The sequence below is a fragment of the Pseudomonas gingeri genome (assembly GCF_013385635.1).
In the GTDB taxonomy this organism is placed as follows: Bacteria; Pseudomonadota; Gammaproteobacteria; order Pseudomonadales; family Pseudomonadaceae; genus Aquipseudomonas; species Aquipseudomonas gingeri_A.
On the sequence record NZ_JACAPR010000043.1, the window covers coordinates 64,389 to 77,175 of the forward strand.

Consider the following 12,787-nt stretch of genomic DNA (forward strand, 5'->3'; position numbering starts at 1 on the left):
TGGACGGTGGCGTTGCTTCATTCCCGTCTGGGAAAGACGCTGTGTCTTATAAGCAAAGAACATTTTGGCCGGTGCCTCTGCGACGGCGTTACTGTATGAATACCGGCTGCAACGCCATCAACCACCTGACTGTCGTCGGGCTCGCTCTATCCAGAAATCCAGCGAATCCAACGGGGGGAACCAACATGTCAGGTTTGCAAGAGCGCGTGGGCGGCCGGGAGTGGCGTGCCGATGTGCTGATCATCGGCGGGGGGCCGGCGGGTACCTGGGCAGCCATCAGCGCCGCTGCCCGGGGCGCAAGTGTGGTATTGGCCGACAAGGGCTACTGCGGCGCGTCCGGGGCCACGGCGCCGTCGGGCACCGCGGTCTGGTACGTCGAACCCGATGTACGCAAGCGCGAAGCGGCCAAGGCCAGTCGTTATGCCAGGGGCGGCTATCTGGCCGAGACGGCCTGGATGGATCGCGTGCTCGCGCAGACCTACAGCAATATGCAGACCCTTGCCGATTGGGGCTATCCCTTCCCGCTGGACAGTGATGGCGAGCAGCGCCGCATGTCCTTGCAGGGCCCCGAATACATGCGCCTGATGCGCAAGCGGGTGAAGCAGGCCGGCGTGCGTATTCTTGACCACAGTCCGGCCCTGCAACTGCTGACCGACCCTGACGGACGTGTCAGCGGTGCCTCGGGCATCTCGCGGCAGAAACATCAGCAATGGCGGGTGGAAGCGGCGTCGGTGGTGATCGCCACCGGGGGCTGTGCGTTCCTCAGCCGCGCCTTGGGCTGCAATGTATTGACCGGCGACGGGCACCTGATGGCAGCCGAAGCCGGTGCGCAGTTTTCCGGCATGGAGTTTTCCAACGCCTATGGCCTCTGCCCGGCATTCGCCTCGGTGACCAAGTCGGCGTTTTACCAGTGGGCGAACTTCTATCATGGCGATGGCCGGCTCATGCAGGGCGCCGGTTCCGCGCAAGGGCGCAGTGTGATTGCCAAGGCGCTGCAGAGCGAAGCGGTGTATGCACGGCTGGACAAGGCCGACGCCCAGGCCCAGGCCCAGATGCGCCTGGCACAACCGAACTTCTTCCTGCCGTTCGACCGCCTCGGTATCGATCCCTTCAGCCAGTTGTTTCCCGTGACCTTGCGCCTGGAAGGCACCGTGCGCGGTACCGGCGGCCTGCGCATTGTCGACGAGCAATGCGCCACCAGCGTGCCGGGGTTGTTCGCTGCCGGCGATGCGGCGACCCGCGAACTGATCTGTGGCGGTTTTACCGGAGGGGGCAGCCACAATGCCGCCTGGGCCTTGTCTTCCGGTTTCTGGGCCGGGGCCGGTGCGGCGCAATTCGCCCGGGGCAACCGGTTGTCGGTCGGTACTCATCTGCGTGAGCAGGGGGGCGCGGGTCTGCTCGATGCCCGGGGACGGCAACTGGACCCTGGCGAGTTGATCAAGGCGGTGCAGGACGAAGTCTTCCCGTACCAGCGCAATTGGTTTCGGCGCGGTGACGAATTGCAGGCCTCGTTGGGTCGGCTCGACACGCTGTGGCAACGGGTACGCGCTGCGGCACCGGCCTTGGATCGCGAGCAGACCCTGCGCCTGCGCGAAGCCAGCGCGATGCTGGCGGTCTCGCGCTGGATGTATCGCAGCGCCCTGGAGCGCACCGAAAGCCGTGGCATGCATCGGCGCAGCGACTACACCGGTCTCGACTCGGCCCAACGCCATCGGGTGCTCAGTGGCGGCCTGGACGAAGTCTGGACCGGCCACCAGCCGCTGGCACCGGTGGACGAACAACTTCTCGCGGGGCAGGCGGCATGATCGAACTCATCGACGCCCAGCGCTGTACCGGCTGCAACATCTGCGTCCTGGCCTGCCCGACCAACGTCTTCGCGCCGGTGGCGGGGCAGGCACCACGGATCGCCCGGCAGGATGACTGCCAGACCTGCTACATGTGCGAAGTCTACTGCCCGGAAGATGCCTTGTTCGTGGCGCCCTACGCCGATCGGCCGGCCACTGGCGTCGAGATCGCCCGGCAGGCCGAACAGTGGCTGGGCAGCTACCGCGAGGCGGTGGGCTGGGGCAAGGGCCGGCAGTCCACGGCCAGCGCCGACCAGAGCTATCAGCTGCTGGGCAAGGCCTGATTCATCGGGCCCGGCCACGGATGGCCTGGTCGAGGAACAGCGCCGCGTTTTCCAGCGCCTGCATCCCTTGCGGCAGAATCGCCGCGAACAGATGCCAGACGTGAAACATCTGCGGCCAGACCTCCAGCGACACCCGTACGCGGTTCTCCCCCAGGTGGGTGGCGAGCCGCATGGCGTCGCTGAGCATCACTTCGTTTTCCCCGATCTGCACAAGAATCGGCGGCAGCCCCCGGACATCGGCGAACACCGGTGAGGCATCGGGATCGGTAGGCAACGCACCGTTGAGAAAGGCCTTGGCGAGTAACGTCAACCCCAGGCGCGAGGCCTGCGGGTCGAGGCCGTCGCGGTTGTCGATGGAAGCACCGGTATGCGCGAGGTTGGCCCATGGCGACAGCGCCGCGCCGCCCGCCGGCAGGGGCAGGCCGGCGTTGCGTGCCTTGACCATCACCGAGACGACCATCGCGCCGCCGGCCGAATCCCCCGAGAACACGATGGAGCGTGGGTCGTTACCCTGATCGAGCAACCAGCGGTAGGCCGCCAGGGTGTCATCGATCGGGATCGGGAAAGGATGCTCGGGGGCCAGGCGGTAGTCCGGCAGAAAGACCTTGGCCCCCAGCAACTTGGCGAAGTGCCCAGCCAGGCCCAGGTAGCCCTTGGGACTGCCGCCCACGTAACCCCCGCCGTGGATGTAGAAAAGAATCCGCTCGCCTTGCAGTCCGTCGGGAATCACCACGGCGCCGGGGATGCCGCCCATATCGATGGCATGGGTGGTAACGCCCTCGGGAATCGGGTGCGAGGACAGCACCTGTTCGTAGGCCTGGCGTTGCTGGTCAAGGGTGGTGGTCGTTTCCTGACCCAGGAGAAAAGGGCCGAAGTCGGCGGCCGATGCGACCCAGGCGTCGAGACGGGCCTGGACAAGGGGAGTGAATGCCATAAAGGGTTCCTTGTGTGGCAACCCCGATGCAGGCTCGGGGTTGGCGAATGAGGTTCCAGTTTATGCTCGGTATTGACGAATGGATTTCCCCTCTGTGGGGCCGGCCTGCCTCGACAACCGATTGATTCGAACGGCTCTGGATCAGACCTGTGAGGACAGGTTCTGCTGTGAAACGATCCACATGAACCCCGTGTTTTCAAGTCTCGAGTGGTTGTATGTTTTCGGTTTATGTTCATTGTTTTTGTTGGGTAATGGGATGTAGGCAATTTCCGTTAGCGCTGTAGAAACGTCTTGATGTTGTCTTGGGGGCTTGGAATACGTGCTTGAGACAATTCATTGTGTCTGGGTGGAAAACGATAGTACGAAAGGGAATTTTTTTGCTTGTGGTCGACGGTTTTTTGTATGGGTCGGCTAATGGGTATGAATTCCAGTGTTTTTTGATGATGCGATAGCGTCGGGCTGTTGTGTCGATGACTGGAGGAACTATGGCTGCAAGCAGTTTTCAGAATGAAGTGCCCAAGGCACGTATCAATATCAAACTCGATTTGCACACCGGCGGTGCGCAGAAAAAAATCGAGTTGCCCTTGAAGCTGATGCTGATGGGGGATTACAGCAATGGCAGGGAGCAGAACGCATTATCCGAAAGGAAAAAAGTCGGCATCGACAAGAATAATTTCGATAATGTTCTGGCCGAGTTCGCGCCGGGTCTGAGGCTGGCGGTGGAAGATACCTTGGCCGGTGACGCCCGTGATGTCTCCGTCGATTTGCATTTCAAGCGCATGAAGGATTTCGAACCGGAGCAGGTGGCGCGGCAAATACCCCAACTGCGGGTGCTGCTGGCCATGCGCAATCTACTGCGCGATCTCAAGTCGAACCTGCTGGATAACGCCACCTTCCGTCGCGAGTTGGAACGCATTCTCAAGGATGATGCCCTGAGTGATGAGCTGCAATCCGAACTGGCCGTGCTGGCTGCGCAATAAGGTCGTTAGTTTACCCAGGTTTATTTAAAAGGAAGTTTTCATGACGTCCACAGAGTATTCCGACGCGCAATCGCGCGGCGCTACAGTATTGTCTGAAGAAAACAAAAGTGTATATGAAACCCTGTTCAACAAGATCAACCTGAAACCGGTTGAAGCGTTGATGGGAATCGAAACTTTCCAGAGTAGTGAGGCATTGTCCGAGGCGTCTACCGATGAGCGGGTTACCGCCGCGGTCAGTGTGTTTCTCAACTTGCTCAAGGGCGCTTCGCAGAAAGTCGAACGTCTGGATAAAACGCTGTTGGATGAACACATTGCATCGCTGGATACGCAGAGCAGTCGTCAACTGGATGCAGTGATGCACCATCCTGATTTCAAGCGTGTCGAATCAACCTGGCGTGGGGTGAAGTCGCTGATCGACCAGACGGACTTTCGCCAGAATGTCCGCATTGAATTGTTGGATATCAGCAAGGATCACCTGATACAGGATTTCGAGGATGCGCCGGAGATCGCCCAGAGCGGCCTGTATGTTCATACCTACACTCAGGAATACGATACGCCGGGTGGTGAGCCGATTGCCGCGGCTATTTCCAGCTACGAGTTTGACCGCAACCCACAGGACATAGCACTGCTGCGCAACATCTCCAAAGTCGCGGCCGCCGCGCACATGCCTTTCATTGGCTCCGTGGGCCCGGCGTTCTTTGGCAAGGAATCGATGGAGGAAGTGGCCGCCATCAAGGACATCGGTAACTACTTCGACCGCGCGGAGTACATCAAGTGGAAGGCTTTCCGTGACAGTGACGACGCGCGTTATATCGGCCTGACCATGCCGCGCGTGCTGGGGCGCCTGCCCTATGGGCCGGACACCATTCCGGTGCGCACTTTCAATTACGTCGAAAGCGTCAAGGGGCCCGATCACGACAAGTACCTGTGGACCAACGCATCGTTCGCCTTCGCGGCCAATATGGTGAAGAGCTTTATCGCCAACGGTTGGTGCGTGCAGATTCGTGGGCCCCAGTCAGGCGGCGCGGTCACTGAGTTGCCGATTCATCTGTACGACCTGGGAACAGGTAATCAGGTGAAGATCCCTTCGGAAGTGATGATTCCGGAAACCCGCGAATTCGAATTCGCCAATCTCGGTTTTATTCCGCTGTCGTACTACAAGAATCGCGATTACGCCTGTTTCTTCTCGGCCAACTCGGCGCAGAAACCGGCGCTGTATGACACCGCCGACGCCACCGCCAACAGCCGGATCAATGCACGCCTGCCCTATATCTTCCTGCTCTCGCGCATTGCCCATTATCTGAAGCTGATCCAGCGCGAGAACATCGGAACCACCAAGGACCGCCGGCTGCTGGAGCTTGAACTGAACAGATGGCTCGGTGGCCTGGTAACCGAAATGACCGATCCCGGCGACGACCTGCAGGCATCGCATCCGCTACGTGAAGGGCAGGTCATCGTCGAGGATATCGAGGACAACCCGGGTTTCTTCCGCGTCAAGCTGTATGCCGTGCCGCATTTCCAGGTGGAAGGCATGGACGTCAATCTGTCGCTGGTTTCACAGATGCCCAAGGCGAAAGCCTGACGCGTCCGTAGGGAGACAATCTGATGAAAATCGACCGCCCCCTATGGACCGCGGGAGCCCTGCTGTCCCCGCAGCAATTCCAGCAGCAGGCACGCTGGGAAGCCTGGACCAACGAAAGTCTTGCTTATCTGTCTCGGGTGCACCCCTGGGGTGTTCAGGCGGTAGCCTTCGATCTGGAAGCCTTGCGCCTGGGCAAGCTCAAGGCTACCCGGCTGCGCGTGCGCATGGCGGATGGAACGTTGATCGATACCGACCACGTGGACCGTTTGCCACCGGCCCTGAAGCTGTCCCGGCTGATACCCGATGACCGCCAGGACATCACCTTGCTGCTGGCCTTGCCACTGGAGCAGGCCAATGGCAACAACTGCCTGTTCGAGGACGGGAGGGTGGACCGACCCGTGCGCTATCGTCGGGATTGGCGCCAGGTGCAAGACCTGTACGCCGACGAGACGCAGTCGATCGGTGTGCTGGAGCACGTGTTGAGCGTGCGCCTGGATCACGACGAGAACGCCGATTACCTGACCTGTCCGATCGCGCGGCTGGTAGGTGACGGGCAGGGTGGCTGGAGCCTGGATCCGGGTCATGTGCCGCCGCTGCTGAGCTTCGCCGCTCATCCGGGATTGGTGACACAACTGGATAACCTGTTGACCCAGTTATCCGCCAAGCGCCAACACCTGATGAGCATGCGCCGCGAGAGCAACCAGCGCATGGCCGATTTCGCCGTGGCCGATGTGTCGTTGTTCTGGCTGCTCAATGCCTTGAACACCTACCAGCCGGTTTTGGCTGATTTCATTGCTCATTCGGAGCGGCACCCCGAGCAGGTCTATCTGGAACTGGCCAAGCTGGCCGGCAGCCTGTTGACCTTTTCGCTGGAACACGATCTTGATGATATCCCGGCTTATCGGCACGAGGACCTGGAAGCAGTATTTCCACCGCTGATGCGGACCATCGCCACCTTGCTCACCACCAGCCTGCCATCGCGGGTCGTCAGTCTGCAGTTGGAGGCGCATGGTGCCAATCGCTGGCAGGTCCAACTCAACGATGTACGCCTGCGCGAGCTCGACGGTGCCGATTTCTATCTGTCGGTGCGTTGTCGCCTGCCGGCGGCGCAGGTGCAGAGTCAATTCCCCCGTCTGTGCAAGATCGGTACTCCGGATGAAGTCGATCAGTTGATCAATGTCGCACTGGACGGTGTGCCCTTGCAGTCGCTCAGCCATGTGCCGGCAGCTATTCCGCTGCGTCTGGAAAACCAGTACTTCGCCCTCGATCTGCGACACGCCAAGGGGCAGGCCATGCTGGCCGAAGGAGTCTTTGCCTTCTACGTGCCGAACACGCTGGCCGACGTGACGCTCGAACTGTTCGCGGTACTGCGCACATGAGCCTGAACTTATCCTCCAATACGATCCGCGCGGCGGCCGTTATCGATGCCCTGATGCAGGACAGCTACCTGCTGGTGGTGGAACTGCGACAGGGAACTTCGGCGCAAAACAGCCCGGGGCTGCGCGAGCGCTGCATGAGTCAGATCGAGCAGGTGCGCCAATCACTCGAGAGTGTCGGGCTGAGCCCACGCAGCATCGACCTCGTTAGCCATGCCCAATGCGCCTTGCTGGATGAGACCCTGCTCCATTATGCCAAGGGCGACGTCCATGCCGACTGGGCCAGCGAGCCCATGCAGGCCAGGTTTTTCAACCGCCATCAGGCGGGTGAGTTCTTGTACGAGGACATCCGCGAAGTGCTGCGTGAGCCGGCTCCCGATCCCCATGTACTGACGGCATTCCATCGTGTGCTGATGCTGGGCTTTCAGGGGCGTTATCGCGACATCAACGATGCCGAGCGTGGGCAGGTGCTGGCGGCCCTCGATGCGCGGGTCGCGCCACTGTTGCCCAGCCATGCCTTGACCACCCGGGTGGGCACCGCCCCTCGAATGAGCCTGCAACCTTGGCTGCAATCGCCGCTGCTCCATGGTCTGGCGACGGGACTGCTGTTGGTCGGTGCCTGGTGGGGACTGGATCAATGGTTGGGTGCCGTGATCGCCACGTTGTCGCCGGTGCAGGCATGAGGGCCGGGCGATGACGTTCAAGCAGGTACAAGCTCTTTGGCTATGGGCGAGTGCACTCACCCTGGCGCTGTCGATCATTATCCCGCTTACCAGCTGGATACGTTTGCTGGTCGTCCTGAGTGTTGGCGTCGTTGCCCTCCTGGCCTGTCGCCGGGTCAGGCGGCAGGCGGAGAGTCGCGGCGAGTCATTGATTCTGGCAGAGAGCCTATCCTTGCCGCCTGCCAGTTACCGTCAGCCGGTGGTACTGGTATGTGGTGACGGCCTGGTCGGCCTGTTCGGCGAAATTCCAGCGGACCGCCTGGCGCTACGGACGACCGGGCAAGGTTGTTATGTGCGGGTAATGAACCCTGAGCGGTTACCCACGATGATCGCCGATCTGCTGGACCTGCGTCCGGGGTGGGGCGGGCAGTTCTGCGTGATGTTCGTCACCAACCCCGGCGAGCACCGTGACGCCGCGGTATTGGCCGGCCAGGTTCGCGCTCTTTGTCATCAGGTCGGTTTGCTCCGCAAGCGCGGCATGGCGCTGCCGTTACTGCGGGTCAGTTATCTGCAGGCTTCACGAGGTGACGGGCTCTGGTTCAGTTGGGAGGCCGGCCAGTGTGGTCCCGTTGTGCGTGATGGCGGTGCGTGCGCCAGTTTCGACGATTGGCAGCGACAAGCCAGCGATCCGAGATCCCGTGCCTTGCGGCTACAGGCAGGTATCCATCTGAACAGCATGGCGGCCTGGTTGGAGGAGGCGGTCCAGCCATGTTTCACGCATGCCGAAAACCGCCATCGCGTTTCCCTGGCGCTGGCCTGCGCCGTCACCCTGGTGCCGGCCTTGCCCGGGATGCTGGCGGGCAACCTATGGCAGCAATGGCTGCGTGACAAGACCGCATTGGTGGATGGACGGCAGGCTCGGTCCGGGACGCAGGTGTCATTGCCGTTCCCCGATCCCTTGCTGACGCTGTTGTCGGCACATACCCGGCGTACGCCGGCACGCCGCGCGAGTTTGGTGGCACTGTGGTTGTTTGTACTGGCCGGCCTGGTCGCCCTGGTCAACTCGGCATGGCAGAACACGCTGTTGGTGCGTCAGGTCAGTGATGACTTGCGTCGTTACCTGGCCATTTCCCCGTCAGAGCATCGTGATCATCCTGAGTTTGCCCAGCGGGAAGAGGCTCTCGCGGTGCTGCGCCAGGATGCCGAGCGGCTGGAGGGTTACTACCGGCATGGCGAACCCCTGGCGTTGGGTCTGGGGTTGTACCGAGGTGCCTACCTGCGGGCACCGTTGCTGGCTGCGATTGCCGCTCACCGCCAGCCACTGATGGCCCCGATAGAGGCGGGTACGCCTGATCCGGTGCGTCTGGACGGTCTGTCGTTGTTCAGCTCCGGCAGCGCCCGGCTCAAGCCCGGCTCAACCAAGCTGCTGATCAATGCCCTGGTCGATATCAAGGCCCAGCCCGGCTGGCTGATCGTCATCGCCGGACATACCGACAGCACGGGAAATGCCGAGCATAACCTGCAGCTATCCCGGGCTCGGGCCGCCGCCGTGCGTGATTGGATACAGCGCATGGGCGACGTTCCCGACAGTTGCCTGGCGGTCCAGGGCTTCGGTGCCAGCCAGCCCATCGCCAGCAACGATACCGAGGCCGGGCGCTCGGCCAATCGTCGTGTCGATATCCGTCTGGTGCCCACGGTGGGGGCTTGTGTGTTCCCCCGTGGGTCATCGGACAGACACCCCCTGTCGCATCCCGCGACATTCATGATCCAAGACAAGGAGTTTCAAATGGCAATTCCCATTTACCTGTGGCTGAAAGATGACGGTGGCGCGCAGATCAAAGGCGCGGTGGATGTGCAAGGTCGCGAGGGCAGTATCGAGGTGATCGCCCAGGACCACAGCCTGCACATTCCCACCGACGACAACACCGGCAAGCTGACAGGTGCACGGGTGCATACACCGTTTCTGTTCACCAAGGAAATCGATGCCTCCACCCCCTACCTGTACAAGGCGGTGAGTACCGGCCAGAGCCTCCAGAGTGCCGAGTTCAAGTGGTATCGCATCAACGATGCGGGCCAGGAGGTCGAGTACTTCGTCACCCTGCTGGAAAACGTCAAGGTGGTGAAAGTCGCGCCAAAAATGCACGACATCAAGGATCCGACCAAGGACAAGCACAACCACCTGGAGGAGATCGAGTTGCGCTACGAGAAGGTCACCTGGACCTACAAGGACGGCAACATCATTCACTCGGACGCTTGGAGCGAACGCCAGAGCGCTTGATACGAGAGGGCCGGCAGACGGGATTTTCGCCTGCCGGCTCATCGACCTTCAAACCCGTGTCAGTTGCACCGACCACGTGCTGAAACCCAGAGCAAGGACGTACCCGTATGGCATACAGTTCGACCCGTTTGCTTCGCCGCCTCAATCCCTACTGTGCCCGTGCGCTGAGTGCCGCGGCCTCGCTGTGCCAGAGTCGAGGCCATGCCCAGATCAGCGTTGAACACTGGCTGCTCAAGCTGCTGGGGCAGGGCGAGGGGGATCTGAACGTCATCGCGCGTCGCTATGAATGGGACATGGAAGCGCTCTGGTATGGTCTGCTCAATTATCTCGACGGTCTGCCGTGCAGCGTGCAGGACAAGCCGCAGTTGTGTGAACGGCTGCAGCAACTGATCAAGAACGCCTGGCTGCGTGCATCGCTGGGCGACGATAACGTCAACCTGCGTTCGGCCCACCTGCTCGGCGCGCTCCTGGAGAGCCCCGGACTGCTGGCGTGCGAAGCCGCCTGGCCGCTGCTCAGTGTCAGTGAAGTTCAACTGCGGCAGTTGTTCGTGCTGCTCGACCAACATTCCGAAGAGCGGCCACAGATCCAGCATGAGATTGTCCCCGAGCGAACGGAAGTTTCCCCGTGCCCCTCAGTGGGTGTCGACCGGGATGAAGCTTTACGCAGCGTGCTGGACAGATTTACCCAGGATGTCACCACCAAGGCCGCGGAGGGCCGGATCGACCCGGTGTTCGGCCGTGACGATGAGATTCGCCAGGTGCTCGATATCCTCGGTCGCCGTCGCAAGAACAATCCGCTCCTGGTGGGCGAGCCCGGGGTGGGCAAGACCGCCCTGGTCGAAGGCCTGGCTTTGCGGATTGCCCAGGGTGATGTTCCGGACAGCCTCAAACCGGTCTGCGTGCGTACCCTCGATCTGGGCTTGTTGCAGGCGGGCGCCGGAGTCAAAGGTGAGTTCGAACAACGTTTGAAAAATGTCGTCGATGCCGTGCAGCAATCAGAAAAGCCAGTGCTGCTGTTTATCGATGAAGCCCATACCCTGATCGGTGCCGGTAACCAGGCCGGCGGTGCCGATGCCGCGAACCTGCTCAAGCCCGCCCTGGCCCGTGGCGAGTTGCGCACCATCGCAGCCACCACCTGGAGTGAATACAAGCAGTACTTCGAACGCGATGCGGCCCTGGAGCGGCGCTTCCAGGTGGTCAAGGTCGACGAACCGGACGACCTCAATGCCAGCCTCATGCTGCGCGGCCTCAAGGCGCGTTATGCCAGCCACCACGGCGTGCATATCCGGGATTCGGCGGTGCAGGCCGCAGTCAGCCTGTCGCGGCGTTACCTGACGGGACGACAACTGCCGGACAAAGCCGTCGACCTGCTCGACACCGCCAGTGCCCGGGTGCGCATGAGCCTCGATTGCGAACCGCAGAGACTGGTGCAGCTCAAGGCCCGGCAGGTAGCCCTGGAGCTGGAGCGCCAGGCGCTGGAGGAGGACGCACAACTCGGTGGTGGTGGCGCTGGCGAACGTCTGGCGGTAATCGCTGTGCAGCAAGCCGAGCTGCATTGCCAGCAAACCGGCCTGGAACAGCAATACCGGGATGAGTTGGACCTGACCCGACAACTGCTCGCCGCACGTCAGGCCGACCCGACCCGGGTGGATGCCTGTGTGGCGTTGCAACGACGGTTAGGCGAGGTTCAAGGCGAACAGCCGCTGCTGTCCCTGGATGTCAGCGCCCGGAGCGTGGCTGAAGTGATCGCCGACTGGACGGGTGTGCCCTTGGGCAGCCTGCTCAAGGACGAACCGGCGAACCTGCTCGCGCTGGAACAGCAACTGGCCGAGCGCGTCATCGGCCAGTCTTCGGCCCTGAACGCCCTGGCCCAACGCCTGCGTGCAGCCAGGACCGGCCTGACCGGGGAAAAGGCCCCGCTGGGTGTCTTCCTGCTGGTGGGCACCAGCGGTGTCGGCAAGACCGAAACCGCCCTGGCCCTGGCGGACGGCCTCTTCGGCGGCGAGAAATCGCTGATCACCCTCAACCTGTCCGAATACCAGGAAGCCCACACCGTCAGCCAGCTCAAAGGCTCGCCGCCCGGCTACGTTGGCTATGGCCAGGGCGGTGTGCTCACCGAAGCCGTGCGTCAACGACCCTACAGCGTGGTGCTGCTCGATGAAGTGGAAAAAGCCCACCGCGACGTTCTCAACCTGTTCTATCAGGTCTTCGATCGCGGTTTCATGCGCGATGGGGAAGGGCGTGAGATCGACTTTCGCCATAGCGTCATTCTCATGACCTCCAACCTGGGCAGTGACGAGTTGCAAGCCTGCCTGCACGAATGCCCCGATGCGTCCGACAGTACGCTGCACGAATGTCTGCGTCCCATCCTGCGCGCGCACTTCCAGCCGGCCCTGCTGGCACGTTTCCAGACCCTGATCTATCGCCCACTGCAAGCCGATGCGCTCAGGCGCATCGCCGCCCACAAGCTGGCTCAGGTTGGCAGGCGCTTGCAGCGTCACTACGGGTTGGAGTGCCAGATCGACGAGGCCCTCAACGATGCCCTGGTAGCCGCGTGCCTGTTGCCCGATACCGGCGCCCGCAATATCGACAGCCTGCTCAACCAGCAGATCCTGCCCGTACTCAGCCAGCAACTGCTGCAACGCCAGGCGGTCGGGCAGAAGACCCGGGGTGTGACCCTGGGCTACCACGAAGACACGGGTATCACCCTGGACTTCATCGACACCCCGGCTGCGACGCTTGTCGCCCCTGTGGAGGCCTGACCATGCTCAAAGAACTGCGCACCGTCTTCTTCGACCACACCCGCCACAAACTCTGGGTCCGTGGTATCGACGCCGGGCTCGATGT

General features: G+C 61.8%; 9 protein-coding genes and 1 pseudogene. 9 read left to right on the forward strand and 1 reads right to left on the reverse strand.

Annotation, left to right across the window (positions count from 1 at the left end; all coding sequences use genetic code 11):
• Window positions 1–185 precede the first annotated feature (185 nt).
• Both HX851_RS32425 and HX851_RS32430 read left to right on the forward strand, forming a co-directional pair.
• Complete coding sequence (locus tag HX851_RS32425) at window positions 186–1,805, forward strand: FAD-dependent oxidoreductase (protein WP_177057934.1); 1,620 nt, start codon at window positions 186–188, stop codon at window positions 1,803–1,805.
• On the forward strand, window positions 1,802–2,128 hold the full coding sequence (locus HX851_RS32430; RefSeq protein WP_177066327.1) for a 4Fe-4S dicluster domain-containing protein: 327 nt from the start codon (window positions 1,802–1,804) through the stop codon (window positions 2,126–2,128). The genes HX851_RS32425 and HX851_RS32430 overlap by 4 nt, the downstream gene beginning before the upstream one ends.
• 1 nt (window position 2,129) lies before the next feature.
• On the opposite strand, the gene HX851_RS32435 is transcribed toward HX851_RS32430, so the two are convergent.
• Complete coding sequence (locus HX851_RS32435) at window positions 2,130–3,062, reverse strand: alpha/beta hydrolase (protein ID WP_177066329.1); 933 nt, start codon at window positions 3,060–3,062, stop codon at window positions 2,130–2,132.
• Window positions 3,063–3,547: 485 nt separating this feature from the next.
• Here HX851_RS32435 and tssB point away from each other — a divergent pair, with 485 nt between their 5' ends.
• The 7 genes and pseudogenes from tssB to tssH all read left to right on the forward strand — a co-directional run bounded on the left by tssB (window position 3,548) and on the right by tssH (window position 12,702).
• Entirely contained in the window at window positions 3,548–4,042 is a 495-nt protein-coding gene (tssB, locus tag HX851_RS32440) for a type VI secretion system contractile sheath small subunit (RefSeq protein ID WP_177057937.1), read from the forward strand.
• A gap of 40 nt (window positions 4,043–4,082) precedes the next feature.
• Entirely contained in the window at window positions 4,083–5,624 is a 1,542-nt protein-coding gene (tssC, locus tag HX851_RS32445) for a type VI secretion system contractile sheath large subunit (RefSeq protein WP_177066339.1), read from the forward strand.
• Between the two features lie 23 nt (window positions 5,625–5,647).
• Window positions 5,648–7,003, forward strand: coding sequence for a type VI secretion system baseplate subunit TssK (gene tssK / locus HX851_RS32450; RefSeq protein ID WP_177066342.1), 1,356 nt, complete (start codon window positions 5,648–5,650; stop codon window positions 7,001–7,003).
• Between the two features lie 2 nt (window positions 7,004–7,005).
• Window positions 7,006–7,683, forward strand: coding sequence for a type VI secretion system protein TssL, short form (gene tssL / locus HX851_RS32455; protein ID WP_177058109.1), 678 nt, complete (start codon window positions 7,006–7,008; stop codon window positions 7,681–7,683).
• Window positions 7,684–8,986: 1,303 nt separating this feature from the next.
• A pseudogene (locus HX851_RS45255) lies at window positions 8,987–9,271 on the forward strand (OmpA family protein); the annotation flags it as partial.
• Between the two features lie 177 nt (window positions 9,272–9,448).
• Complete coding sequence (locus HX851_RS33505; RefSeq protein WP_218170570.1) at window positions 9,449–9,940, forward strand: Hcp family type VI secretion system effector; 492 nt, start codon at window positions 9,449–9,451, stop codon at window positions 9,938–9,940.
• A gap of 107 nt (window positions 9,941–10,047) precedes the next feature.
• Window positions 10,048–12,702 (forward strand): type VI secretion system ATPase TssH, encoded by a 2,655-nt coding sequence (gene tssH / locus HX851_RS32465; protein WP_177066344.1) that lies wholly within the window; start codon window positions 10,048–10,050, stop codon window positions 12,700–12,702.
• Window positions 12,703–12,787: the final 85 nt, after the last annotated feature.